Here is a 24,710-nt window from a genome sequence, read left to right as displayed (position 1 = left end):
GCCTCGCGGTCACGCGTGAAGTCACGCGACGGCGGCAAGGAGAGGTTGATGGCGCAAAAATCCGGTTTTGATTTCTTCGGCCTCGGCAGCAAGCTGGGCAATGAGAGCGAAGTACGCGAAAAGTTCTGGCGTACGGCGAAGAAGGCTGCCCGGCAGATCCCGTTCATGGAGGAGGTGGTCGCCGCCTATTACTGCGCCATGGACAAGAAGACGCCGCTGCGCGCCAAGGGCACATTGCTGGCTGCGCTCGGCTATTTCGTGCTGCCGACGGACGTCATCCCCGATTTCATCTTTGGGCTTGGCTTCACCGACGACATCGCTGTGCTGACCGCGGCGATCACAACCGTCAGCGCCCACATCACGCCGGCGCACCGGCTCGCCGCCAGGCAGGCCATCGCCGACAAGAGCTGAGCCGGTACGGCGCAAAAAATCGCGCGGGAACCGACTTTCCGGCCGTCAAAGCCACCGCCGCACCCGCGTCTTGTAGGCGCGATAGGCGTCTCCGAACTTACGCTCGAGATAACGCTCTTCCGGCGCGATGACGCCCGTATTGATCACCCACAGCAAGGGAATGACGAGCGCGATACCCCAAAGACTTCCGGCCGCGACACCGAGGCCCAGATAGATAAGGGTCGCTCCCAGATAGAACGGATTTCTGGTCCACCGATAGATACCGTCGACGACCAGCGCCGTCGTTGGCAAGGTCGGTGGTATGTTGGTTCCAGCGGCCTGAAAGCGGCCCGCCGCCATAAAGATGAGCACCAAGCCGCACACCGCGAGCACGGCGCCGGCCAGATAGCGGGCGAGGGCCTGCCCGGCCATGACCGGGAGCGGCGCGAGCACCTCGAGCACGGTTGCCGCCGCCAGGAAGCCGAGGAAGATCAAAGGCGGCAGCGCAATGACCCCCGCCACGTCGGGCGCGCCCGGTCCGCCCGCCACCTCTCCGCCATCCGACCGGGGCACCGCGCCGCTGGCCACCGCGCGGACGGCGACACGAATGCCGAACACGATCGCCAGGACGACTGTGCCGCCCGCCAGGATCAGAACTGTCTCGGAAATGGCCATGGCCAAATCTCCCGTAAGCCGCCAAGGAGGGCACCCTGGCCGAGTGCCGTGGAGCCGAACGCAGACATATACCGCCTGGCGGGAAATTCGTCACGTAGCTCTCAGAAAAGCGAGAATCGCTGCAAGACCTAGCTGCTTGAAAAGTCAAACTCTTGCCGTTTTCGTGGCCTCCAAGTCGCGGCAGGGACATTGCGCCAGCCGCTTTTTCAAGCGGCAGCGCGAAGACGGCGGCGGTTTCCTGGCGTGAACATCCTTTTCTCAGGGGAAATTCACCGTTTGGTAACCCAGATTAAATCAAAATGAAGCGACGGGCAGGACGCCGAGCCGGCCTGCCGCCGCACCAGTGGAATACGGGAAAAGCGATGCGCGGATTGATTGCTATAGTTTCCAGCCTGGCCCTGGTGGCCTTGACGGCGCCCGCGCTGGCGCAGTCGGCAACCAAGATCGGCCAGCACAATGCCTGGGGCACCTACAGCTACCAGGCGTCGGGCGGCGGCAAGGTCTGCTATGTCCTGACCGTGCCAACCGACAAGCAGCCGCCGACGCTCGATCATGGCGACATGTTCTTCTTCGTCAGCCAGCGGCCGGGGCAGCAAGTGTCCTACGAGCCGCAATTCATCGCCGGCTATACCTTCCAGGAAGGTTCCAAGGCCACCGTCACCATCGACAAGAAGTCTTTTTCGATGTTCACGCGCGGCAAGTCGGCCTGGGTCGAGAACGCCGCCGAGGAGCCGGTGCTGATCGCCGCGATGAAGACCGGCACCGACATGAAGGTGTCAGCCAAGTCCGGCCGCGGCAATACCACCACCTACGTCTTCTCGCTGAAGGGCATCTCGGCGGCGCTGGCCTCGATCGCCAAGTGCAAGTAAAGTCCTCGTCCGGGACGTTCACCACCTAACACAGCGACGTAAAGAACCAGCGTTCGTGCGGTCTTGCCTTCTCTCCTTGTGGGAGAAGGTGGATTGGCGCGCAGCGCCAAGAGGGTTGAGGGGTGCTGGACGGAGTGCAGGGGATGCCAAGCTGGAACACCCCTCATCCGACCGAGCTTCGCTCGGCCACCTTCTCCCACAAGGAGGCCTTTGCACAGAATCGGATTGGTGATTCTGTGGCATGGTCGCTACGGGAGATTCGCGGATGGTTGATCGTGTGCTTGGTCAATTGAGCTTGGCGGACGGCCTTGCGGTGTCGGATGAGACGATCTTCGATCTTGTTGCGAAGGAGATCGACTGGGGTCCGATCGACGGGCTTTTGGGCGCACGCAGCGGAGCCGGGCCGGGCACGGCCAGCTATCCGGCGCCAGTGCTGATGCGCTGCCTTTTGTTGGGCGCATGGCATGGGCTGAGCGATCCAGCGCTTGAGGCACAGATCCGCGACCGGCTGTCGTTCCGCCGCTTTGCCGGCTTCAGCCTTTCGGACCGCACGCCCGACCATTCGACGCTGTGGCGCTTCCGCGAGGAGCTGACGCGCGAGCGGCTGATCGACAAGGTGTTCGAGGAGATCAACCGCCAGCTTGAGGACAAGGGCCTGATCGTCAAGCGCGGCACGCTGGTCGATGCCTCGTTCCTGCAAGCTCGCGGCCGCCCGCCGAAACAGCCCAAGAAGGGCCACCAGGGCCCGGTCAAGCCATCGGCGGACAAGGATGCGCGCTGGGGCAAGAAGGGCAAGAAGAGCACCTGCGGCTACAAGATGCATATCGGCGTCGACCAGGATCATACGCTGATCCGGCGCGTCGAGGTGAGCGACGCTTCGGTCACCGACACCGAGCCGGCCGACGCACTGATCAGCGGCGATGAAAGGGCGGTCTATGGCGATCAGGCTTATTATACCCACGCCAGACATGCCCGGCTGGTCGAGGCAGGCATCAAGGACCGCCTGATGCGGCGGCCCAACAAACATCATCCCGAGTTGCCGCCGCGCCAGAAGCGGCGCAACCAGCTGATCGCCAAGGTGCGGGCGGCGGTTGAGCGACCCTTCGCCGTGTTCAAGGAGAGCTATGCCATGCGGCGCCTGCGCTTCTTCAACCTCGCCGCCAACCGAACGCAGTGCATGCTGGCGGCCTGCGCCTACAACCTGCGCCGCATGGTCAGCACCCTCCATCCGCCTGGCGAGAAGCCGGCATAAGCAGGAGTCCGTCCGTAATCGGGCGGATGAGCCGATTATCCTGAAAAATGCCGCGCTGAACGGCCAAGCAGCGCTCTCCGACGCTCAAAAAAGCATATATGCCTCAAATCGCATATCTATGCGCCTTCTCTGCAAAGGCCTCACAAGGGGAGAAGGAAGAACCCCCTGCATGACTCCGCCATCAACCTGTGCTATGCGCCGCGCTTCATTTCGGGCACGATGCTGTAATCGGCCGCAAATCGCTTATATTGGCGCAACAATGACCCTTTCATTCGATCTTACCGCCGAAGGCGCGCGTGACGCGTTGCGCACCCGCACGACGCCTGAAAAGCCGTCGCTGATCGGCTTGACGCGCGCCGAACTCGGGGCCGCCCTCGTCGCCGCCGGCATCGTGCCGGAGCGCCAGGCGAAGATGCGCGCCCAGCAGCTCTGGCACTGGATCTATGTGCGCGGCGTTTCCGATTTTGCCGGCATGTTCAACATCTCCAAGGATTTGCGCGCCGCACTGGACAGGCATTTCACCGTTGCCAGGCCCGAGATCGTCGAGGAGCAGATTTCCTCCGACGGCACGCGCAAATGGCTGTTCCGCTTTCCGCCGCGCGGCGCCGGCCGGCCGGTCGAGATCGAGACCGTCTACATTCCCGAAGAAGGCCGCGGCACGCTCTGCATCTCCTCGCAGGTCGGCTGCACCCTGACCTGCTCCTTCTGCCACACCGGCACGCAAAAGCTGGTGCGCAACCTGACGGCGGAAGAAATCCTCGCCCAGCTTTTGACAGCTCGCGACCGGCTCGGCGATTTCCCCGACCGCGACACGCCCGACGGCGCCATCGTGCCGGCCGAGGGCCGGAAAGTGTCCAACGTCGTCATGATGGGCATGGGTGAGCCGCTCTACAATTTCGAGGCGGTGAAGAAGGCGCTGCTGATTGCATCCGACGGCGACGGGCTTTCCCTGTCGAAGAGGCGCATCACGCTGTCGACCTCGGGCGTCGTGCCCGAAATCTTCCGCACCGGCGAAGAGATCGGCGTCATGCTGGCAATCTCGCTGCACGCTACCAATGACGATCTGCGTGACCTTTTGGTACCGATCAACAAGAAGTATCCGCTCAACGAGCTGATCGCTGCCTGCCGTGCCTATCCCGGCCTGTCCAACGCCAAGCGCATCACCTTCGAATATGTGATGCTAAAGGACGTCAATGATTCCATCGAGGACGCCAAGGCGCTGATCAAGCTGCTCAAGGGCATCCCGGCCAAGATCAATCTGATCCCGTTCAATCCGTGGCCGGGCACCAACTACCAGTGCTCGGACTGGGAGACGATCGAGAAATTCGCCGACTACATCAACAATGCCGGCTATGCCTCGCCGATCCGCACGCCGCGCGGCCGCGACATCCTCGCCGCCTGCGGCCAGCTCAAATCGGACTCCGAGCGCATGCGCAAAGTCGACCGGCTGGCGCTGGAAGCGATGATGATCGCAGGGCACGGCGAGGCGTGAATCGCGTCGTCGCCTATCTGATCCGCTTCGCCGTCATCCTGATCGGTTATGGCGTCGCCTCGCTGGCGGCCAGCGCATTTCTCAATATCATGTTTCTGGCGTCCCTGGGCTACACGCCGGAGGAGGCACCGCCGGCGGCGACGGCTTCCCTCTATTTTTCCGTCCCCTTCGTCGCGCTGTTCGTCGCCTATTTCGCTTTCATGCCGGCGGCGATCGCCATCCTGGTTTCCGAAATCCTCGGCCGGCGCGACTGGCTGTTCTATGCACTGGCGGGCGCGGCGGTGGCGGCGGTCTTCCTCGGCTTCGTCCACCAGACGAACGACGCCAATTTCGAGGTTACCAACACAAGCGTCATGCTGGCGGTGATCGGCTGCGGCATGGTCGGCGGTATTTTCTACTGGCTGAGCGCCGGCCGCTCGGCTGGGAGCTGGCGTCAAATCGGACGCCCTATTTCGCCTGGGCCGTCAGGATCTTGAGCGCGAAGGCCGAAAAAACTCCGGCAAACAGATAGTCGACGACGCGCGTCACGCGCGGGCTGGCTTTCATCGCCGCCGAGAATTTTTCCGCCGCCAGCACCATCGGCGCTGTCACCGGGACCGACAGCACGACGAACATCGCGCCGAGGAAGAACAGCTTTCCCGGCGCATTGGGATCATGCGCGGAGACGAATTGCGGCAGGAAGGTCATGAAGAACAGGATGATCTTCGGATTGAGCAGATTGACGCCGAGCCCCGCCGCCCAGCTGCGAACCAGCGATATCTGCGGCCCGCTCTTCTTCTCCGGTGAAAACGCCGACCCTTTTGTGATCGCCTGCCAGGCCAGGAAGACCAGATAGCCGGCGCCGAAAATCTTCAGCACGAAGAACGCCATCGGCGAGGCGACGATCAGCGCCGAGACGCCGACCACCACCAACGTGGTGTGGATCAGCGTGCCGCACAGCGCGCCGGCCATCGAGGCGAAGCCGGTGGCGCGGCCCTGGCTCAGCGTGCGCGACACGAACAGCGTCATGTCCGGCCCAGGCGTAATCGCCAGGATCACCGTCGCGATGGCGAATTGGATAAGCGTAGCGTTGTCGGGAATGAAGGACATTGGCGGCCTCGGACAAGAAGGCGCAGCCTATAGCGCAGGCGCCTCGCCGACGCCAGCATCTCGCCGCCACGGCGTCTGGTCCAGCGCTTGCGGCTCCCAGGCGCCTGTTCCTCCCTTGCGCAGCCCCGAAACGCCGTGATACCTCGCCCGCAAGAATCCTGTCGCGGAACCGCCCACCATGTCGAAAGCAAAAGCCGTCAAGAAAGTCGTGCTCGCCTATTCTGGCGGCCTTGACACCTCGATCATCCTGAAATGGCTGCAGACCGAGCTCGGCGCCGAGGTCGTGACCTTCACCGCCGATCTAGGCCAGGGTGGCGAACTGGAGCCGGCTAGGCGCAAGGCCGAGATGATGGGCATCAAGGATATTCGCATCGTCGATGTCCGCGAGGAGTTCGTATCCGATTTCGTCTTTCCGATGTTCCGCGCCAACGCTGTCTATGAAGGCACCTATCTGCTCGGCACCTCGATCGCCCGGCCACTGATCTCGAAACATCTTGTCGAGATCGCCAGGGAGACCGGCGCCGATGCGATCGCCCATGGCGCCACCGGCAAGGGCAACGATCAGGTGCGTTTCGAACTCTCGGCCTATGCGCTCAACCCCGACATCAAGGTCATCGCGCCCTGGCGCGACTGGTCGTTCAAGTCGCGCACCGATCTGATCAATTTCGCCGAGCAGCACCAGATTCCGGTGCCGAAGGACAAGAAGGGCGATGCGCCGTTCTCGGTCGACGCCAACCTGCTGCATTCCTCCTCCGAGGGCAAGGTGCTGGAAGACCCGTGGAGCGAGCCGCCGGAATTCGTCCACCAGCGCACCATCTCGCCGATGGATGCGCCGGATGAGGTCACAGAGATCGAAATCGAATTCCTCAAGGGCGATCCCGTCGCGCTCAACGGCAAGAAACTGTCGCCGGCAACGATGCTGGCGGCGCTGAACGATCTCGGCCGCGACAATGGCATCGGCCGGCTCGATCTGGTCGAGAACCGTTTCGTCGGCATGAAATCGCGCGGCGTCTACGAGACCCCCGGCGGCACCATCCTGATATCGGCCCACCGGGCGATCGAATCGATCACGCTGGACCGCGGTGCCGCCCATCTCAAGGACGAGTTCATGCCGCGTTATGCCGAGCTGATCTATAACGGCTTCTGGTTCGCGCCCGAGCGGCTGATGCTGCAGGCGATGATCGACAACAGCCAGGAAGACGTCGAAGGCATCGTGCGGCTGAAGCTCTACAAGGGCAACGTCATTGTCACCGGCCGCAAGTCGAGGAAGACGCTCTATTCCGACGCGCTGGTCACCTTCGAGGACGACCGCGGCGCCTACGACCAGAAAGATGCCGAAGGTTTCATCCGCCTCAATGCGCTGAGGCTGCGCACGCTGGCGGCGCGTGGTCGTAAAGGCTAAGTATATATTCATGAAAATCCTGCTTAGCCTGGATCCATACTCTTAGTGAGCTAATGTAGTTGTTTCTAATGACAGCTGCAGAGCTTTTCTTGATTGACCTCATGGCCGGATTGTCCAATTGTTTTTTTGGGCAATGGGGCTGTAATAATGCGACTTGGTCTTTTGATTTTGACGGCGATGATCGGCATTCTGGCGGGCTGCCAGACCGGACAGGACATCACGAAGAAGGATCCCCAGGCGGGATGCATCGCCGCTGTCGCTACATGGACCATTACGTTCAAACATGAGATCGCAGCCTTCATGGGCGTTTCTCAGGAACGCATGCCGAGCCTCTTCTGCCGGCGCTTGGGCGATGCGGTGCGCAGCGGCCGAATTGGCTTCTCCGACATAAACAGCCTTCAGCTCGACCAATCCACCGACATCTGGAAGGTCATCAAAGGCAAGTGACAGGTCGGCGATGGTTAGTTTGCGACGCGCCACGCGACTTCCGCTGATGTTGCTGGCGGGCCTGGCAGCAGCCGGAGCGGAGGAATTCGATCCCACCTCGCTCGACCTCGCCGCGCTGATTGAATGCAGGGCCGACGTGCCGGCCTATAACGGATTCGCCTTGTGGCTGAGCGGTGAGCCCGGCGCGGCGGAAAAACTTGGCTGGAAGGAAGTCACCGCCGGCAATCCTTTCCTCAGGCAATACGAGCTGCCGGCCACGGTCGGCGTCTTCGGGCGCGAAACGGCGGCCGTCGTCCTTACCGCGACCGGGCCGATGGCGGTGTTTGACGATGTTTCCGCGCCCGATCTCGCTCGAGCGCTCGGCGTCACAGCGCAAATCTCGACACCGGACAAATTCCTTGGCGAGAAGGTGCTCGTCGAAAGCAGCGAGGAAGCCGACGGCATGACATTTTCCACGCACATTGCGCTCAATGTCTCAACCGTTAATTCACATCCCGGCAAGGTTCTCGCCGGCTGCTCCTACGCGCTCGACGTGAAATAGAAAGCCCGGCGCATGGCCGGGCTTTCTGTCGAATCATTCTATCGAATAGAGATTTCTGTCAGTCGGCATCGATGGCTGTGGCCATGCGGGCGATGGCCTGTTGATAGACGCTAGCGGAATTCCAGCCAGCGATTGCGCCCATATTCGCCTGCGCGCTCGCTCCGGCCCGCCAACCATGGCCCTTGAGGAAGTTGGCCGTGGAAGCCAACGCAGTGCTCTTGTCGCGCAGATTTTTGTTGCCGACGCCATACGTCAAAACATTTCCGGGCAGGAACTGCGTGTGGCCGATCTCGCCATGTGCGGCACCGACCGACGAGGCGCTCAACGCTCCGCGATCGACCAGCTTCAGGGCTGCAATGGCATGGGGATAGAAGAACTCCGGACGGCGGCAATCATAGGCGAGCGTTAAAATGGCAGAGACCGTATTCTGGTTGCCCATGGCGGAACCGAAGCCCGTCTCCATACCCCAGATGGCGATCAACACACCCGGCGACACGCCGTAATTCCGTTCGATCTTGTCGAACAGCGCCGCATTGGCCTTCTTCAGCGCACGGCCCCTGGCAATGATCGCGGACGCGCCACGGCGCTTCATGAAAGCTTCGACCGAGCCGCTGAAAGCCTTATGGATGGCGCGGTCGACGGAGATCGTCTTTGTCGCGTAGGTTGCGCGAGCCAGAGCGGCCAGACCCTTCGAGCCGACACCGTCGGCCTTGGCCTCCGCGGCAAACTCCGGTTTCCACGCCTCGAAGCCGGCGCCGTTTTTGCCACAACTGGCCGCCGCCTGCGCGCCCGTCGCCAGCGCAAGCACCGCCACCACCGTGGCCACTACAAACATCTTCCCCTTGGCAAGAAATGCCATGCTGCTCTCCTGGTTGCCTGAATCACGTTCCCAATTGCGAATTTGCCAGCGAAACACCTGCTTGTCACTGTCCCGGCGCTGCGCCGATGCACTCAATACAGCAGGAACTTCAAATCCACCACACTGGCGGATGCCCGGGAATTTGCCTACGATCAAGTAATTATTGTGGCGGGGACAGAATAAGCATGAAAGACGTTGATGTCGTGATCGTCGGCGCCGGTTCGGCCGGACTTTCGGCTGCCAAGACCCTGCGCGCCGCCGGTTTTTCCTTCAAATTGTTAGAAGCGATGAACCGCGTCGGCGGCCGCGCCTGGACCAGCGACCAGCATTTCGGCGTGCCGTTCGACATCGGCTGCGCCTGGCTGCATGCGGCAGACCGCAATCCCTACTTTCCCGAGGCGAAAGCCGCCGCCTGGACGCTTCATCACCACGACATGAATGTCGATCATCTCTACTACCGCGAGCGAAAGGCAAGCGAAGCCGAAGAGGCCGCGATGAAGGTGGCCGACGCAAGACTGCTCGAACTGGTGGCGGCACGTCAGGTGAGGGAAGGCGACGATGACCGCCTTTCGGCATTGCTCGCCAAAGGCCACGCGCCGCGCGCCGCCGCAACCTTCGCGGGGCCGATGGATTTCGGCGCCGACGAGGACGAGATATCGATCCGCGACTTTCAGGCCGCCGCCGATCTCGATCCGAACTATTTCACCAGGGAAGGCTTCGGCACGCTGGTTGCGCGCTTCGGCGCCGACGTGCCGGTGGAGCTGTCGACGCCGGTGCGCAAGATCCTCTGGGATGGGCCGGGCGTAGCCTGCGTCACGGATCGCGGTACCATCCGCGCCAAGGCTGTCATCGTCACCGCCTCGCCGGCAGTGCTCGCCTTCGAGGAGATTGCGTTCTCGCCCGCACTCCCCGATGGGCATTTCGCTGCCTTCTTCGATCTGCCGATGGGCATGCTGACCAAGCTGCCGGTCGAAATATCCGGCACGAGGCTTGGCTTGGAGCCGTTCGACGATTTGCTGATCGAGCGGCTGGCCCGGCACGACATCTACTTCCTCTGCTTTCCCTTCGACTTCGATTTGATGGTCGGTTTCGTCGGCGGCGATTTCGCTTGGGAGATGTCGGCGGCGGGCGAGGCGGCCGGCATCGACTTCGTCGTCGACCGGCTCTGCGGCATCTTTGGCGGCGACGTACGAAAGCATGCCGGACGCGCAATGATGACCAATTGGGGCGCTGAGCGGTTTGTGCGCGGCGCCTATGCGGCGGCGCGGCCCGGCCGCTCGCAAGCGCGCGCCACGCTGATGCAGCCGGTGGCGGAAAAGATCTTCTTCGCCGGCGAGCATTTGGCCGGTCCGCTGATGCAGACCTGCGGCGGCGCCAGATTGTCGGGCGAGGCAGTGGCCAGGGAGGTCGTGGCCCAGCTTGCGGCAAAATAGCATCGGCCGGCAGGAACGTGGGCCGGTGACAGGCGTTTGGCCTTGTCCTGTTCGCCTCGTCCTCCGCATTTCGAATGATTTGAGACGCCAATGAAGCTTTTCGACTGCCCGCATTGCGGCCACCGTCTCTATTTCGAGAACGCGCAATGCCTGAACTGCGCCAGCCTCGTGCTCTATGATCCCGAGCATGCGCGTTTTGTGCTGTCCGGCATCGACGACATCTTCCAATGCACCAACGCCGACGAATGCGCCTGCAACTGGATGGCGGAGCCTGGCCACGCCTTCTGCCGCGCCTGCACGCTGAACCAGCTGATCCCGGATCTGTCGGTCGACGGCAATCGCCGCCGCTGGATCCGTGTCGAGGCGGCAAAGAAGCGTGCCGTCTATTCGCTGCTCGCCTTCGGCCTGCCGGTCGCATCCAAGCAGAATCCCGGCGACGAGATCGGCCTCGCTTTCGATTTTCTTGCCGATCCTATCGGTGGCGGTCCCGGTGGCGAGCGTATCCTGACCGGCCATGACAACGGCCTGATCACGCTCAACGTCGCCGAGGCGGACTCGGCTGAGCGCGAGCGGCGGCGCGTCGAGATGGGCGAGAACTACCGCACGCTGCTCGGCCATTTCCGCCATGAGCTCGGCCATTACTATTGGGACCGCCTGATCCGTGACGATCCGCAAAAGCTTGCCGGTTTTCGCGCTTTGTTCGGCGACGAACGCGCCGGCTACGAACAAGCGCTGAAGACCTATTACGCCGATGGCGCGCCGCCCAACTGGCAGCAGCGCCATATCTCGGCCTATGCGACGTCGCACCCGTGGGAGGACTGGGCCGAGACATGGGCGCATCACATGCACATCACCGACACGCTGGAGATGGTGCATGCGCTGAATTTCCCGCTCGGCCGGCTGGAGACCGTCGAAGCCAACGAGCTGCCGCGCGCCGATACCGGCGGCGAGCTGCAGCCGGCACCATCGGAACCCGCCACCAGGCCGGAGCCTTTCGAAAAGATCCTCGACCGCTGGCTGGTGCTGTCGGAAGCTTCCAACTCGATCAACCGCTGCATGGGCCTGCCCGATCTGTATCCCTTCGTAATCTCCGACGTGGCGGCGCAAAAGCTTGCTTTTGTTCACGAGCTTTTGACTGACCTGCCGAAAACTATTGGAACAAATCGTGAGCCGGCGGAGGCTTTTTAGCCGGAACGCATGCCGCTTTGCTTCGTTTTCGGTCCCGAGGGACTGTGAAACGGAGAGAAAACCATGAAACGCATATTGTTTCCGGCGGTGGCCGGAGCGCTCATAGCGATGTCGGGCTCTGCTTTGGCCGAAACCGCCGTCTCGGCCATCACCGATCTCAATGTACGCGCCGGCCCCGGCCCGCAATATCCGGTCATCGGGGTACTCGCGGCCGGCCAGTCGGCGACGCTCGACGGCTGCATCGCCAACAGCAAATGGTGCACCATCGCCGAGGCCAACGGCCAGGGCTGGGTCTATTCCGACTATGTGACGGCCGATTTCGGCGGCAGCCGTGTGGTCCTGACACAGCGTCCGGCCGGCGCCGACATTGCCGTCGTGACACCGCCTGCCGATAGCGCCGAATATTCCGACAGCTATACCGGAGCGATCGTTGCCGGCGAGGCGATCGAGCCCATCCGGCGGCCGCCGGCGGAAATCCGCACCTATGTCGAAACGAACCGGCTCGATCCGGTCTATCTCGAAGGCGAGGTGGTTACCGGCGCGATGTTGCCCGACACCGTCGAGCTGCGCGAGATACCCGATTATGATTATCGCTACGTCTATGTGAACGGCCAGCCGGCGCTGGTCGATCCGAGCAGCCGGCGTATCGTGTACGTCGTGCGCTGACGCGCAAAACAGGGCGGTCGCCCTGTAATGGCGGCCGCTCACACCCCGACATTGCCACAAGCCGGCATTGCCGCTGCAATACCGGTTTCCACTTTTGCGTCCGATGCTCTAGATCATGCGAGCCGAAGCACCAGCCAGCGAGCCCGCGTGACGATCGACCCGACCGCCTTCCAACAGTACCGGCACACCGCCAACGAGAAGACCACTTTGCCGCGCCTTCTGCTTGGAACGGTCGTCGTCATCCTGTTCTGGCTCGGAATCACTGCCGCCGTGCTGTTCGGCGGCACCTATGCCTTTGCCGTTTGGCAGGCGTCGTCTGGCACCGCCCCGCCAGGTGGAGGAGCGGTGCAGGATTTCATGGCCTCTCCAGCGGGCATCCTCGCGGCGCTGGCTTCGTTTGCCGGAATCTGGCTCGGCCTTTGGGCTGCCATGCGCTGGATCCATCGCGAGAAGCTGACGGCCCTGATCGGCGTCAGCCGGCGCATTTCATGGTCGGGGTTCCTGAAAGGGCTGGCCGCCGTGCTGATCACCTCGCTGCTTTCCGAGATCCTGCTTTACGGCCTGCAGCCCGATATTGCGCGCGGTACGATCGGCCTGTCCTCGTGGCTTTTGTTCCTGATCCCGATCGCTGCGCTGACCTTTCTGCAGACCTCGTCGGAGGAGATGCTGTTTCGCGGTTATCTGCTCAGGGGCCTGGCGAGCCGGTTCCAGAACCCTTTCATCTGGGCGCTGCTGCCGGGATTGCTGTTCACCTCGCTACATTGGAGCCCAGGCTCGAGCGCCGCGATCAATGCCTGCGTGCTGGCCTCGATCGCCGCCTTTGCGCTGCTGCTGACGCTTCTGGTCTATGCAACCGGCAATCTCGGTGCCGGCTTCGGCGCCCATCTCGGCAACAATCTGACCGGCTTCCTGCTGATTTCGCACCAGCAAAGCTATAATTCCTTCGCCCTGTTCAACGCCAAGCCGCTCGAAGCCGCCGGCTGGACGACTTCAGACGCCGTCCTCATCGCCGCGATCGGCATCGTCAGCAGCCTGTTGACCGTTCTGCTGCTTTTGCATCCGCGCTCCCCGCTGAAGGTCGAGCCGGATATGGCGCGCGCCAGCAGCGTGCGCTGATGCGCCTTGCCTGGTGGTCCTGAGCATATTTGGCGCAAAGCCTGACCAAAGCTTGACTCCGCGGCCGATTTCCTGTCTACACGCCGCGAAATTCCGCGACGAGTATTCCTCCGAGCAAACCGACCGGGACGCCGAAACCTCTTTGAGGTGAAGTGCTGTAAATCGATCCCGGAGGCCAACACCCGGCAGCGCTGTGCGCCCCCGGGTGCTTTTTGGCTTTGGGCTTTTGCCCGGACCGGCTTTTGCTTGGACAGCTGGCGCGAACGCATTACCTCTCGGGCATCATCCGGGTGCCAGGGAAAAGGAAAAAGAATGTTTGAATCGCTACAGGAACGTCTTGGTTCGATCCTGAACGGCCTCACCGGCCGCGGCGCCTTGTCGGAGGCGGATGTCTCGGCGGCGCTGCGCGAGGTGCGCCGCGCGCTGCTCGAGGCCGACGTGGCGCTGGAAGTGGTGCGTTCCTTCACCGACAAGGTGCGCGAGAAGGCCGTCGGCGCCGCCGTGGTCAAGTCGATCAAGCCCGGCCAGATGGTCGTCAAGATCGTCCATGACGAGCTGGTCGAGATGCTCGGCGCCGAGGGCGTCGCCATCGACCTCAATGCGCCGGCTCCGGTCGTCATCATGATGGTCGGCCTGCAAGGTTCCGGCAAGACGACGACCTCGGCCAAGATCGCCAAGCGGTTGGCCGAGCGCCAGAACAAGAAGGTCTTGATGGCCTCGCTCGACACGCGGCGTCCCGCCGCGCAAGAGCAGCTCCGTCAGCTCGGCGAGCAGGTCAAGGTCGCGACGCTGCCGATCGTCGCCGGCCAGACGCCAGTCGACATCGCCCGCCGCGCCGTGCAGGCGGCAAAGCTCGGCGGCCACGACATCGTCATCCTCGACACCGCCGGCCGTACGCACATCGACGAGCCGTTGATGGTCGAGATGGCCGACATCAAGAAGGTGTCGTCGCCGCACGAGATCCTGCTGGTTGCCGATTCGCTGACCGGCCAGGACGCCGTCAATCTGGCGAAAAGCTTCGATGAGCGTGTTGGCATCACCGGCCTCGTGCTGACCCGCATGGACGGCGACGGTCGCGGTGGCGCAGCACTCTCGATGCGCGCCGTCACCGGCAAGCCGATCAAGCTGATCGGCATCGGCGAAAAAATGGACGCGCTGGAGGAATTCCACCCCAAGCGCATCGCCGACCGCATCCTCGGCATGGGCGACATCGTCAGCCTCGTCGAAAAGGCAGCCGAGAACATCGACGCCGAGCAGGCGGCGGCGATGGCCAAGAAGATGCAGTCGGGCAAGTTCGACCTGAACGACCTCGCCGGCCAGCTTCAGCAAATGTCGAAAATGGGTGGCATGGGCGGCATCATGGGCATGATGCCGGGCATGGGCAAGATGAAGGACCAGATGGCCGCCGCCGGTCTCGACGACAAGATGTTCGGCCGCCAGCTCGCCATCATCTCGTCGATGACCAAGGCCGAGCGCGCCAATCCCGATATTCTGAAGCACTCGCGCAAGAAGCGCATCGCCGCCGGCTCGGGCACCGACGCGGCCGAAATCAACAAGCTGTTGAAGATGCATCGCGGCATGGCCGACATGATGAAGGCGATGGGCGGCAAGGGCAAAGGTGGCGGCCTGATGCGCGGCATGATGGGCGGCCTCGCTTCCAAGATGGGGCTCGGCGGCATGATGCCCGGCATGGGCGGCCAAGGCGGCATGATGGGCGGCGGCATGCCCGATCTGTCCAAGATGGACCCCAAGCAGCTCGAGGCCTTGCAGAAGCAGGCACAGGCGGCCGGGCTCGGCGGCATGAAGGGCCTGCCCGGCGGCTTTCCCGCTGGCGGTGGCCTGCCTGGCTTGCCCGGCGGCATGAAGCTCCCTGGTTTGCCGGGATCCGGCGGCGGGCTGCCTGGCCTCGGCAAGAAGAAATGAGGGCGCCATGAACGAAGAAAAGGACATGGCTGACGCGCGCGCGGCGCTGGTCAATTATCGCGCCTCGATCGACAACATCGACGCGGCGCTGATCCACATGCTGGCCGAGCGCTTCCGCTGCACCAAGGCGGTCGGCGTGCTGAAGGCGGAGCATGGCCTGCCGCCTGCCGATCCGGCACGCGAGCAGCAGCAGATCGCCCGTCTTCGCCAACTGGCGAAGGACGCCCATCTCGACCCGGATTTCGCGGAAAAATTCCTGAACTTCGTCGTCCGCGAAGTGATCCGCCATCACGAGCAGATCGCCGCATCCAACGGCATAACGAAAACCGGCTGAGGACCAGCCACCAACCGATCAACCAAATCAGAGCTTTTTAGGAGAAAAGAAATGCCACTGAAAATCCGACTGGCCCGTGCGGGCTCGAAGAAGCGTCCCTATTACCACGTCGTCGTCGCCGATGCCCGTTCGCCGCGCGACGGCCGTTTCATCGAGTCGCTTGGCTCGTGGAACCCGCTGCTGCCCAAGGACGGCGAACGCGTCAAGGTTGACGCCGAGCGCGTCAAGCATTGGCTGTCGCACGGCGCCCAGCCGACCGACCGCGTGCTGCGCTTCCTCGACGAGGCCGGCCTCGCCAAGCGCGAAGCCCGCGCCAACCCGAAGAAGGCCGAGCCCGGCAAGAAGGCGCAAGAGCGCGCAGCCCTGCTGAAGAAGGCGCAGGAGGAAGCTGCAGCCGCTGTTGCCGCCGCTTCCGCCGCGCCGGCCGAGGCGGAAGCCGCCAGCGCCGAATAAGTCATCGATTGCCCTTCACAAAACGGCTGACCAGTCACAAAACGGCGGGCCTTTGCCCGCCGTTTTGCTGTCCATCCGTATGATGCGGCCCGATCAATAGCCTTCCGGGCAACTCGCAACGTAGACACGGCCATTGCGATCGCGATAACGGCACTGGCCGCTTTCGCTGGCACGGCCGATCAGCGCACCGGCCAAGGCGCCGGCCGCACCGCCGATCACCGCGCCCTTGGTCGGGTTGCCGGCCACTGCGGCGCCGACCGCCGCACCGCCCAGGCCACCAACGGCCGCGCCTTGCTCAGTACGGGAGCAGGCACCGAGCGGCACCAGCAGGGCCATCAAGATCATCACCTTTTTCATTGTCGTTCCTCTCCAACAGGGTGCCGTCCTCGCCGCTGCGCCCCCTAACTCGCAACCAGCCAATTTGATCCAAAGAAGAAGATCGGCAGCAGACCGGGCGGCGCTCGATTTGATCCAAAGAGAAGAAAGGCGGCGGCAGACAGCGCCCTCTCTGGCGGCGTGGCCGCCATCGAACGGCTTTGGAAGTCGCTGCTATTGGCTGAACGGGATCAGCGCGCGCACCCTTGGATCGCGCAGATACAGGCCGCCCCAGAGGATGGCGCCGAGGTAGACGCCGAACAGCATATGCGAGAACAAAGGGCTGCCGATACGCACATGCGTGGCGATGGCGCCGCCGAGATAGGCGGTGAGCAGGATGGCGCCGAGCACCGAGGTGCGCGGCAGTACATAAAGTGCTGTCGAGACCAATCCAATGATGCCGAGCATGCGCGAGACATTGGCATCGGCTGGCCAGCCGAGCTGCACCATGGTCTGGGTGACGATTTCGAGCGGCGGTAGCTTGATGACGCCGTCGAAGATCATGAACAGCACGATGACGGCGCTGAGCACGCGACCGGCCCAGAGGGCGCGCGGTGAGACGGATGCTGCCTGAGACTTGGTCATTGATGTTCCCTCCGGTCGTTGCGAGCACTGGCTTTTCTGCCAGCTCGAACCAAGGACGCGTCCCATGACGGCCATCCGACATGCCTCCAGTGCTTTTTCACTCCGGGGACGGCGACCTTGGATGTGCAAGTTCAGCCAGCAACCAACCTGGCCAAGTCCACCTTGCGAGGTGAGGTGGAGGGCGTTATTGGAAATCCGTAAGGGTATCTCCCGAGCGCTCGACGGCAGCAGCCGCCTAATCGCACAACGAAAGTAAGCGATGGCCGGAGAGACCGACCTGAAAAAGTTGCTGGCGGCAATGACGCCGGAGTTGCTTGCCGGCGTTCATGTCTTCACCACGTTGCCACCTGATGCGGCCGTTCCCGACCAGCTCGATCCGGTAATGCTGTTTCGCGAGCACGAGGGCATGACGCTGATCGTGCTTGAAGACCAGGCCAAGACCGCTGGCCTGAAAACCGTGTTCCGCTGCCGGATGCTGACGCTGAACGTCCATTCGTCGCTGGAAGCGGTCGGCTTCCTCGCCGCCATCACCGCGCGGCTGGCCACCGCCGGCATCGGCGTCAATCCGGTCTCGGCCTTCTACCACGATCACCTGTTCGTGCCCGCCGACCGGGCGGAGGAGGCGCTGGATGTTTTGCAGAAACTCGCTGCGGACGCCGCACGATAAGGATCAATGCCTTCGGACGTACAAAATGTCGGGCAATCGCTCTTCATTGTTCGTGCCGTTGCCCAAAGCTTCCGCGCGAAAACCATGGCGCTCGTAGAAGCGCCGAGCGCCTGAGTTCGACTGAAAGCAATGCAATTTCACAACCGGCAAATTCGCGGTTGCTTGTGTCAGCAGCCGGGCGCCGATGCCTTGGCCAGTCCAGGCAGGATCCAGATAGAGCTGCTCGACCCATTCTCCTGCAACGGCGACAAAGCCAACAATGGCCGCGTCGATTTCGGCGACCGTCACGTGCTGCTGCGCCAGCACGGTGCCGCTGATGAAGGCCATCTCCTCATCCGGTGTATGCAGGACCGGCATCCAGTCGATCGACGAAAGCGCTGCGCGCATGATCCTGGCAATTGCGCCTGCGTCCGACCCGTTAGCCGGACGCAGCGCGATTTTAGTCGCAATGCTCATCTCACAAGCCTGCGACCGCGGGCCGCCGGCCGTCCGGCGCCCCCGCGGAGGGCCAGCCGCGAAGCGGCGATGCGGCCCGTGAGCGAGAAGTTATGCCGCCTTCTTCTTTGGCTGGATCAGCCCGCGCTCGACCAGCAGCTCCGCGATCTGAACCGCGTTGAGTGCCGCGCCTTTGCGCAGATTGTCGGAGACGATCCACATCGACAGGCCGTTGTCGATGGTCGAATCCTCGCGGATGCGCGAGATGAAGGTGGCGTCCTCGCCAGCCGATTCCAGCGGCGTGATGTAGCCGCCGTCCTCGCGCTTGTCGATGACCTGGCAGCCCGGCGCCTCGCGCAGGATCTCGCGCGCCTCATCGGCGGTGATCGGCTTCTCGAACTCAATGTTGACCGCTTCCGAATGGCCGATGAACACCGGCACCCGCACGCAGGTCGCCGTCAGCTTGATCTTGGGATCGAGCATCTTCTTGGTCTCGGCCACCATCTTCCATTCTTCCTTGGTGAAGCCGTCGTCGAGGAAGACGTCGATATGCGGGATGACGTTGAAGGCGATGCGCTTGGTGAACTTCTTGACGTCGACGGAATCGGCGACGAACACCGCCCGCGTCTGCGTGAACAGTTCGTCCATGCCTTCCTTACCGGCGCCGGAGACCGACTGGTAGGTGGCGACGACGACGCGCTTTATGGTGGCGAAGTCATGCAGCGGCTTCAGCGCCACGACCAGCTGCGCCGTCGAGCAGTTCGGGTTGGCAATGATGTTCTTGCGTGTGAACAGCGAAATCGCATCCGGGTTCACTTCGGGAACGATCAGCGGCACGTCCTGGTCGTAGCGGAAGGCCGATGAATTATCGATGACGACGCAGCCCTGCTTGCCGATCTTCGGCGACCATTCCTTGGAGACGTTGCCGCCGGCCGACATGATGCAGATGTCGGTGTCGGAAAAATCATATTGGTCGAGCGTCCGGACCTTCAGCGTGCGGTCGCCGAACGACACTTCCGTGCCCTGGCTGCGCCGCGAGGCCAGCGCCACCACCTCGCTCACCGGAAAGCCGCGCTCTTCCAGTATGTTGAGCATTTCCCGGCCCACATTGCCCGTGGCGCCGACGATCGCAACCTTGAAACTCATCGAAATCTCCTGTCCCTCTCCGCTCGGTTTCTGGAGAAACCCGCCGGCCAATGCGGGTTTCACCCCGGGCCGGACCCGGGAGAGGGTGGTTAGGCCAAGGGAATCAGACCGTTTTGGTGGTCGTTTTACCGGTTTTTTTGACCAAGAACGTGGTTTTGCTGGAACGGAAAGGCGCACCGAGACGTCCGGCCCAATGGTTCGCATTGGGGCCGGGGATGTCGAAGGCAAGAAGCGCCATCAAAAGGCCGCGCATCGAAAACTATCCCGTTCGGTGCCGGCTTTTACGCGGTTTGCGTAAGGAGTCAATCGCAACCAGGCGGATCGCCCGCCCTGTACAACGAGGGCGGCACGAAGTACGAACGGGCATCGTTTGGCTCGTGGCGCCCGTCGTGGCGCTTGCCGACATCAGACCCGTCGCCGGGCATTTAAGAATCCGAATTTCGAAAGAAGCATATGTCCAACTTCGAAGCTATTGTCCCCGTGCTGGCAAAGGCGCTGGAAAAACGCGGCTATGTCGAGCTGACACCGGTGCAGAAAGCGGTTCTTGAGCTCGGTCAGGCCGATGCGCTGGTTTCAGCCCAGACCGGCTCCGGCAAGACCGTCGCTTTCGGACTGGCCTTGGCGCCGACGCTGCTCGACGGCGCGGAGCGCTTTTCCCACGCGGCGGCACCCCTGGCGCTGGCCGTGGCGCCGACGCGGGAGCTGGCCCTGCAGGTGACGCGCGAGCTGGAATGGCTCTACGAGCTGACAGGCGCCACGGTGTCGTCCTGCGTCGGCGGCATGGACATGCGCACCGAGCGACGCGCGCTGGAGCGTGGCGCCCATATCGTCGTCGGCACGCCCGGCCGCCTGCGCGACCACATCACCCGCAATTCTCTCGACATGTCGGCGCTCAAGGCAGTCGTGCTCGACGAGGCCGACGAGATGCTCGATCTCGGCTTTCGCGAGGACCTGGAATTCATCCTCGACGCCGCCCCTGCCGAGCGCCGCACGTTGATGTTTTCCGCGACCGTGCCGCGCTCCATCGCCACGCTGGCCAAGGGCTACCAGCGCGATGCCGTGCGCATCTCGGCCTCCGGCGAGGAGAAGCAGCATCTCGACATCGAATACCGGGCGCTGGGCGTCGCGCAGGCCGACCGCGAAAACGCCATCATCAACGTGCTGCGGTACTATGAGGCGAAGAACGCGCTGGTGTTCTGCAACACGCGTGCCGCCGTCAATCACCTGACAGCACGCTTCAACAACCGCAACTTTTCCGTCGTGGCACTGTCCGGCGAGCTGAGCCAAAACGAGCGCAGCCACGCGCTGCAGGCGATGCGCGACGGCCGCGCCAAAGTCTGCATCGCCACTGACGTCGCGGCGCGTGGCATCGACCTGCCCAATCTCGAGCTGGTCATCCATGCCGACTTGCCGACCAACCCGGAGACGCTTCTGCACCGAAGCGGGCGAACGGGACGGGCGGGGCGCAAGGGCGTCAGCGCGCTGATCGTGCCGAACAATGCCCGCAAGCGCACCGAGCGGCTGCTGCAAAGTGCCGGCCTTGCGGCGACCTGGGCGAGCCCGCCCTCGGCCGACGACGTGATCCGGCGCGATGACGAGCGCATTCTCGCCGACCCGGTCCTCAGCGAGCCTATGAAGGATGAGGAGCGCGGCTTCGTCCAGGCGCTTCTCGATCAGCACGGGCCGGAACAGGTCGCCGCAGCCTTCGTACGGATGTGCCGCTCCAGCCGCTCGGCGCCGGAGGACCTTCTCGACGTCGCACCGTTCACGCCGTCGGGCGAAAAATTTGCGCGCCGGGACGAGGCACCGAGCCGCCGCGACGATTTCGGCGACAGCGTCTGGTTCTCGCTGTCGGTCGGACGCCGGCAGAATGCCGAGCCGCGCTGGCTGATCCCGATGCTGTGCCGGACAGGCGGCATCTCCAAGCGCGAGATCGGCGCCATCAAGATGCAGCCGGAAGAAACCTTCGTGCAGATCGCGGCGGACTGGGCCGAGCGCTTCCTCGCCGCGATCGGCCCCGACCGCAAGCTGCAGGGCAACATTGCGGTCAAGCGGCTGGACGGCACGCCCGATCTGTCGCGGGCCGGCTATCAGGAGCCGCGCCCCGACAAGAAGCCCCACCGCGGCAAGCGGACATTCGATCAGAACACGCCCAAATTCGAGAAGCGCGCACCGGCTGACCAGCGCCCGGCATTCGAGGCAAAGCCCTGGGCCGGCAAACCGGCCAAGGCGAAATTCGAAGGCGGACCGGCGAAACACAAGAAATCGAAGAAACGGCCGGGGTGAATAGTCTGCCCCTTCCATTTCGCGCACGCCCCTTGCGGTCTACCGGAACTTTGCACAGTCTGGGGCAGGGCAATGGGGTGGGCAGGACATGCGCGGCGAAGTTCTTCACTATGACGAGGACCAGGCCTTCGGTTTCATTACCGGGGCCGATGGCAACCGCTACAGCTTCGCGCGCGAGGACTTGCGCCGCCAAGCGTCGGTTGCCGGAGGCACGACCGTCGAATTCCAGCCGGCTGGCGGACGGGCACGCGATGTTTTTTCGATCCACGCCCAACCTGCCAGTGCACCCGCCCGTGCCTCCGCTGCAACCGCCGCCCCATCTCAGGCCGGCAATGCGCCCGCGGCACGTCAGCCGCAACATTTCGGCCGTTCCGCTGAAAATCAAACCGCCGAATCCACCGGCCTGTGGAGCTACTTCTCGCGTGGCCTGACCGAAAATTATTTCAACTTCGCCGGCCGTGCCCGCCGCAAGGAATATTGGGGCTATTGCCTGTTCTGGACGATCGCGCTGATCGTGGCGATAGGATTCGGCGTCTTCATCGACGACGCCATGGGCAATCTCGACAACAGTGAATTGCCGGCAGTGACGGTCGGCCTTTGCGGCCTCTTCCTGCTGGCGACAGCCCTGCCGTGGTTCGGGCTCAACGTGCGCCGCCTGCACGATATCGGCCTGACCGGCTGGCTCTTCCTGCTTTTCCTGATCCCGACCTTCGGCACCGTGATCATCCTGATCTTTGCGCTGATCCCGACCCAGCCGCGTGAAAACCAGTGGGGTCCGGTGCCGGCGGGTGTCCAAATCTAACCGCGGGAGTGCCGCCGCATCGGCGGCAGTCGCCCAGCGGACGTCGACCTACACAGGATCAGCCCAGGAACTTGGCGATGATCGCGTCGCCCATCTCAGCGGTGCCGACCTCGGTCATCCCCGGCGAATGAATATCCCTGGTGCGCAGGCCGTCGTCGAGCACGGCGGCGATCGCACCTTCGAGCTTGTCGGCTTCAGTCACCATGCCGAAGGAATAGCGCATGCACATGGCGAAGGAGGCGATCATGGCGATCGGATTGGCGATGCCCTTGCCGGCGATGTCGGGCGCCGAGCCATGCACCGGCTCGTAGAGCGCCTTGCGCTTTTTTGTCTTGGCATCCGGCGCGCCGAGCGAGGCCGACGGCAGCATGCCGATCGAGCCGGTCAGCATGGCGGCGATGTCGGACAGCATGTCGCCGAACAGATTGTCGGTGACGATGACATCGAACTGCTTGGGCCAGCGCACCAGCTGCATGCCGCCGGCATCGGCGAGCATATGGTCGAGCTTGACGTCGGCATACCTGGCCTTTTGCGTCTGGCTGACGACCTCGTTCCACAGCACGCCCGATTTCATCACATTGCGCTTTTCCATCGAGGTGACGTGCTTCTTGCGCGTGCGTGCCAATTCGAAGGCAACGCCCGAAATGCGCTCGATCTCGAAAGTATCGTAGACCTGGGTGTCGATACCGCGCTTCTGGCCGTTGCCGAGATCGATGATCTGCTTCGGCTCACCGAAATAGACGCCGCCGGTGAGCTCGCGCACGATGAGGATATCGAGCCCCTCGACCACCTCCTGCTTGAGCGAGGAGGACGCCGCCAGCGCCGGATAGCAAATGGCGGGTCGAAGATTGGCGAACAGCTCCATGTCCTTGCGCAGCCGCAGCAGACCCGCCTCCGGGCGCACCTCGTAAGGCACGGCATCCCATTTCGGTCCGCCGACGGCGCCAAACAGCACCGCGTCCGCCGCCATTGCCTTGGCCATGTCGGCATCGGAAATCGCCGCGCCATGTGCGTCGTAAGCGCAGCCGCCGACAAGGCCCTCATCGGTGACGAAATCGCTGCCGAGCTTGTCGTTCATAGCGGCGATCAGCTTCTTCACCTCGGCCATCGCCTCGGGGCCGATGCCATCGCCGGCAAGCAGGAGAAGATTTTTCGAAGCCATGAGAACCGTCCCGATTATTTTAGCGCATGAACGCGGCCTTGCTAAACGCCAAGCGACCGACGCGCAAGCCTGCGGTTCAGAGCATCGGACCCAAAAGTGGCAACCGGTTTTGGGAAAATCCGATGCTCAAGATAAAACGTCTACAGATGCGAAAGGATATTCACCAGCCTGCCGAACGGGTCGCGTACGAAGAAGCGCCGCACGCCCCAGGGTTCGTCTGCCGGACCGTACTCGATGATAAAGCCGGCCGTCCTCATGCTTTCAAGCGAGGCATCGACGTCGTCGACTTCGATAGAGATGTCCGGCACCGGCGTTCCTGATCCCCCTTCGGCCATGAAACTGACCTGCACGGACATCGTCTCTTGCGAGCCATAGGTAGCGATCCAGCCCATATCCATCTTGAGATCGAGGCCGAGCACATCCTGATAGAAGGGTTTTGCCGCCGCGATATCCTGCGTGTCTATGTTTGCAACGATGCGTCTGACCTTCACCATGGGCCGATCCTCGTGCTAACCGTGTCGTTGTCGCAACCGTGACAGGCATCAGGCTGTGCGCCGCAGCGCCGTCACCTCGATCTCGACCTTCATTTCCGGCTTGTTGAGCTGGCACACGATCATCGTTGCTGCCGGCCTGATCTCGCCAAACGCCTCGCCGAGGATCGGGAACACCACATCTACGAAAGCCGCATCGGTGATGTAGTAATGTGCCCGCACCACATCGGCCATCTCGAAGCCGCCGTCCCCGAGCGCCTTGGCGATTGTCGTCAGGCAATTGCGCGTTTGCGCCTCCACCGTCTCCGGCATCGACATGGTCGCATAATCGTAGCCGGTCGTTCCGGACACGAAACACCAGTCGCCCTGCACCACGGCGCGCGAATAGCCGGCGGTGTTCTCAAAGGGCGAACCGGTGGAGATCAGTTTTCGCATGGGTCCTCCGCAAATCTCCCGCCATTTTGCACCGGAAGGCCGGCTGAGCCATGGGCCAAAGCAGTTAATATCGGCGGGACAGCAACCCCCTCTGGCCTGCCGGCCATCTCCCCCGCAAGGAGGGAGATCGGCGGTCGCGACGGTTTCGCCTATCATCACCGTCGCAAGGTAGGCGGAACGAAGCTGCCAATCTCTCC

Annotated in this window: 29 protein-coding genes; 18 read left to right on the top strand and 11 right to left on the bottom strand. The window is 63.0% G+C overall.

Annotated features, from left to right (window positions below):
* Positions 1-48: 48 nt before the first annotated feature.
* Positions 49-411, top strand: coding sequence for a YkvA family protein (locus NKH05_RS02715; protein WP_023721897.1), 363 nt, complete (start codon positions 49-51; stop codon positions 409-411).
* A 45-nt stretch (positions 412-456) separates the two neighbouring features.
* Here NKH05_RS02715 and NKH05_RS02710 read toward each other — a convergent pair whose 3' ends face one another.
* Complete coding sequence (locus NKH05_RS02710) at positions 457-1,065, bottom strand: methyltransferase family protein (protein WP_352494034.1); 609 nt, start codon at positions 1,063-1,065, stop codon at positions 457-459.
* 362 nt (positions 1,066-1,427) lie between these two features.
* Here NKH05_RS02710 and NKH05_RS02705 point away from each other — a divergent pair, with 362 nt between their 5' ends.
* From NKH05_RS02705 to NKH05_RS02690, 4 genes are all read left to right on the top strand, one after another.
* Positions 1,428-1,934 (top strand): invasion associated locus B family protein, encoded by a 507-nt coding sequence (locus NKH05_RS02705; RefSeq protein WP_023721899.1) that lies wholly within the window; start codon positions 1,428-1,430, stop codon positions 1,932-1,934.
* Positions 1,935-2,199: 265 nt separating this feature from the next.
* Positions 2,200-3,186, top strand: a complete 987-nt coding sequence (locus NKH05_RS02700) for an IS5 family transposase (protein WP_353025007.1) — start codon at positions 2,200-2,202, stop codon at positions 3,184-3,186.
* Positions 3,187-3,445: 259 nt separating this feature from the next.
* Entirely contained in the window at positions 3,446-4,678 is a 1,233-nt protein-coding gene (gene rlmN, locus NKH05_RS02695) for a dual-specificity RNA methyltransferase RlmN (protein WP_352481073.1), read from the top strand.
* Positions 4,675-5,154: a hypothetical protein gene (locus NKH05_RS02690; protein WP_353025005.1), complete on the top strand. Its 480-nt coding sequence runs from the start codon at positions 4,675-4,677 to the stop codon at positions 5,152-5,154. Before rlmN ends, NKH05_RS02690 begins: the two co-directional genes overlap by 4 nt.
* On the opposite strand, the gene NKH05_RS02685 is transcribed toward NKH05_RS02690, so the two are convergent.
* A complete protein-coding gene (locus tag NKH05_RS02685; RefSeq protein WP_023721902.1) occupies positions 5,126-5,767 on the bottom strand; it encodes a LysE family translocator in 642 nt (213 codons plus the stop codon). The genes NKH05_RS02690 and NKH05_RS02685 overlap by 29 nt on opposite strands.
* Positions 5,768-5,945: 178 nt before the next feature.
* Here NKH05_RS02685 and NKH05_RS02680 point away from each other — a divergent pair, with 178 nt between their 5' ends.
* The 3 genes from NKH05_RS02680 to NKH05_RS02670 all read left to right on the top strand — a co-directional run bounded on the left by NKH05_RS02680 (position 5,946) and on the right by NKH05_RS02670 (position 8,157).
* On the top strand, positions 5,946-7,169 hold the full coding sequence (locus NKH05_RS02680) for an argininosuccinate synthase (protein WP_352481074.1): 1,224 nt from the start codon (positions 5,946-5,948) through the stop codon (positions 7,167-7,169).
* 147 nt (positions 7,170-7,316) lie between these two features.
* On the top strand, positions 7,317-7,616 hold the full coding sequence (locus NKH05_RS02675) for a hypothetical protein (protein WP_352481075.1): 300 nt from the start codon (positions 7,317-7,319) through the stop codon (positions 7,614-7,616).
* A 46-nt stretch (positions 7,617-7,662) separates the two neighbouring features.
* On the top strand, positions 7,663-8,157 hold the full coding sequence (locus NKH05_RS02670; RefSeq protein ID WP_352495991.1) for a hypothetical protein: 495 nt from the start codon (positions 7,663-7,665) through the stop codon (positions 8,155-8,157).
* Positions 8,158-8,215: 58 nt separating this feature from the next.
* Here NKH05_RS02670 and NKH05_RS02665 read toward each other — a convergent pair whose 3' ends face one another.
* Complete coding sequence (locus tag NKH05_RS02665; RefSeq protein ID WP_023721906.1) at positions 8,216-9,016, bottom strand: lytic murein transglycosylase; 801 nt, start codon at positions 9,014-9,016, stop codon at positions 8,216-8,218.
* 185 nt (positions 9,017-9,201) lie between these two features.
* Between NKH05_RS02665 and NKH05_RS02660 the strand changes: the two genes are divergently transcribed.
* The 7 genes from NKH05_RS02660 to rpsP all read left to right on the top strand — a co-directional run bounded on the left by NKH05_RS02660 (position 9,202) and on the right by rpsP (position 16,129).
* A complete protein-coding gene (locus tag NKH05_RS02660; RefSeq protein WP_353025003.1) occupies positions 9,202-10,449 on the top strand; it encodes a flavin monoamine oxidase family protein in 1,248 nt (415 codons plus the stop codon).
* Positions 10,450-10,539: 90 nt separating this feature from the next.
* Positions 10,540-11,637 carry a zinc-binding metallopeptidase family protein gene (locus NKH05_RS02655; protein ID WP_353025001.1) on the top strand — a complete coding sequence of 366 codons (1,098 nt, stop codon included), beginning with the start codon at positions 10,540-10,542 and terminating at the stop codon, positions 11,635-11,637.
* A gap of 63 nt (positions 11,638-11,700) precedes the next feature.
* Positions 11,701-12,303 carry a DUF1236 domain-containing protein gene (locus NKH05_RS02650; protein WP_023721909.1) on the top strand — a complete coding sequence of 201 codons (603 nt, stop codon included), beginning with the start codon at positions 11,701-11,703 and terminating at the stop codon, positions 12,301-12,303.
* Positions 12,304-12,450: 147 nt separating this feature from the next.
* The gene (locus NKH05_RS02645) at positions 12,451-13,419 is read left to right on the top strand and encodes a CPBP family intramembrane glutamic endopeptidase (RefSeq protein WP_023721910.1); all 969 of its coding nucleotides are present in this window, start codon (positions 12,451-12,453) and stop codon (positions 13,417-13,419) included.
* A gap of 312 nt (positions 13,420-13,731) precedes the next feature.
* Complete coding sequence (gene ffh / locus NKH05_RS02640) at positions 13,732-15,342, top strand: signal recognition particle protein (RefSeq protein WP_023721911.1); 1,611 nt, start codon at positions 13,732-13,734, stop codon at positions 15,340-15,342.
* A gap of 7 nt (positions 15,343-15,349) precedes the next feature.
* Positions 15,350-15,676, top strand: coding sequence for a chorismate mutase (locus NKH05_RS02635; RefSeq protein WP_023721912.1), 327 nt, complete (start codon positions 15,350-15,352; stop codon positions 15,674-15,676).
* 51 nt (positions 15,677-15,727) lie between these two features.
* Positions 15,728-16,129: a 30S ribosomal protein S16 gene (gene rpsP / locus NKH05_RS02630; RefSeq protein ID WP_023721913.1), complete on the top strand. Its 402-nt coding sequence runs from the start codon at positions 15,728-15,730 to the stop codon at positions 16,127-16,129.
* A gap of 93 nt (positions 16,130-16,222) precedes the next feature.
* On the opposite strand, the gene NKH05_RS02625 is transcribed toward rpsP, so the two are convergent.
* Positions 16,223-16,486 carry a YMGG-like glycine zipper-containing protein gene (locus NKH05_RS02625; RefSeq protein WP_023680734.1) on the bottom strand — a complete coding sequence of 88 codons (264 nt, stop codon included), beginning with the start codon at positions 16,484-16,486 and terminating at the stop codon, positions 16,223-16,225.
* Positions 16,487-16,678: 192 nt separating this feature from the next.
* A complete protein-coding gene (locus NKH05_RS02620) occupies positions 16,679-17,089 on the bottom strand; it encodes a DoxX family protein (RefSeq protein WP_023721914.1) in 411 nt (136 codons plus the stop codon).
* 259 nt (positions 17,090-17,348) lie between these two features.
* Here NKH05_RS02620 and NKH05_RS02615 point away from each other — a divergent pair, with 259 nt between their 5' ends.
* Positions 17,349-17,756, top strand: a complete 408-nt coding sequence (locus NKH05_RS02615; protein ID WP_352481080.1) for an ACT domain-containing protein — start codon at positions 17,349-17,351, stop codon at positions 17,754-17,756.
* A 3-nt stretch (positions 17,757-17,759) separates the two neighbouring features.
* On the opposite strand, the gene NKH05_RS02610 is transcribed toward NKH05_RS02615, so the two are convergent.
* The 3 genes from NKH05_RS02610 to NKH05_RS02600 all read right to left on the bottom strand — a co-directional run bounded on the left by NKH05_RS02610 (position 17,760) and on the right by NKH05_RS02600 (position 19,590).
* Positions 17,760-18,143 (bottom strand): GNAT family N-acetyltransferase, encoded by a 384-nt coding sequence (locus NKH05_RS02610; protein WP_352856353.1) that lies wholly within the window; start codon positions 18,141-18,143, stop codon positions 17,760-17,762.
* A gap of 159 nt (positions 18,144-18,302) precedes the next feature.
* Positions 18,303-19,337 (bottom strand): aspartate-semialdehyde dehydrogenase, encoded by a 1,035-nt coding sequence (locus tag NKH05_RS02605; protein ID WP_023721916.1) that lies wholly within the window; start codon positions 19,335-19,337, stop codon positions 18,303-18,305.
* Between the two features lie 103 nt (positions 19,338-19,440).
* Positions 19,441-19,590, bottom strand: a complete 150-nt coding sequence (locus NKH05_RS02600; protein WP_023721917.1) for a hypothetical protein — start codon at positions 19,588-19,590, stop codon at positions 19,441-19,443.
* Positions 19,591-19,790: 200 nt separating this feature from the next.
* On the opposite strand from NKH05_RS02600, the gene NKH05_RS02595 reads away from it, so the two are divergent.
* A complete protein-coding gene (locus NKH05_RS02595) occupies positions 19,791-21,623 on the top strand; it encodes a DEAD/DEAH box helicase (protein ID WP_352856351.1) in 1,833 nt (610 codons plus the stop codon).
* 88 nt (positions 21,624-21,711) lie between these two features.
* A complete protein-coding gene (locus NKH05_RS02590; protein WP_352481083.1) occupies positions 21,712-22,425 on the top strand; it encodes a DUF805 domain-containing protein in 714 nt (237 codons plus the stop codon).
* Between the two features lie 58 nt (positions 22,426-22,483).
* On the opposite strand, the gene leuB is transcribed toward NKH05_RS02590, so the two are convergent.
* The 3 genes from leuB to NKH05_RS02575 all read right to left on the bottom strand — a co-directional run bounded on the left by leuB (position 22,484) and on the right by NKH05_RS02575 (position 24,513).
* On the bottom strand, positions 22,484-23,587 hold the full coding sequence (gene leuB / locus NKH05_RS02585; protein WP_352856349.1) for a 3-isopropylmalate dehydrogenase: 1,104 nt from the start codon (positions 23,585-23,587) through the stop codon (positions 22,484-22,486).
* A gap of 140 nt (positions 23,588-23,727) precedes the next feature.
* Positions 23,728-24,078 carry a VOC family protein gene (locus NKH05_RS02580; protein WP_352481122.1) on the bottom strand — a complete coding sequence of 117 codons (351 nt, stop codon included), beginning with the start codon at positions 24,076-24,078 and terminating at the stop codon, positions 23,728-23,730.
* A gap of 51 nt (positions 24,079-24,129) precedes the next feature.
* The gene (locus tag NKH05_RS02575) at positions 24,130-24,513 is read right to left on the bottom strand and encodes a RidA family protein (protein WP_352481085.1); all 384 of its coding nucleotides are present in this window, start codon (positions 24,511-24,513) and stop codon (positions 24,130-24,132) included.
* Positions 24,514-24,710 lie beyond the last annotated feature (197 nt).

The organism is Mesorhizobium sp. M1399 (genome assembly GCF_040317735.1).
GTDB lineage: Bacteria > Pseudomonadota > Alphaproteobacteria > Rhizobiales > Rhizobiaceae > Mesorhizobium.
Note: the sequence above shows the minus strand (reverse complement) of the source record. Positions and strands in the feature narration are given on the sequence as shown.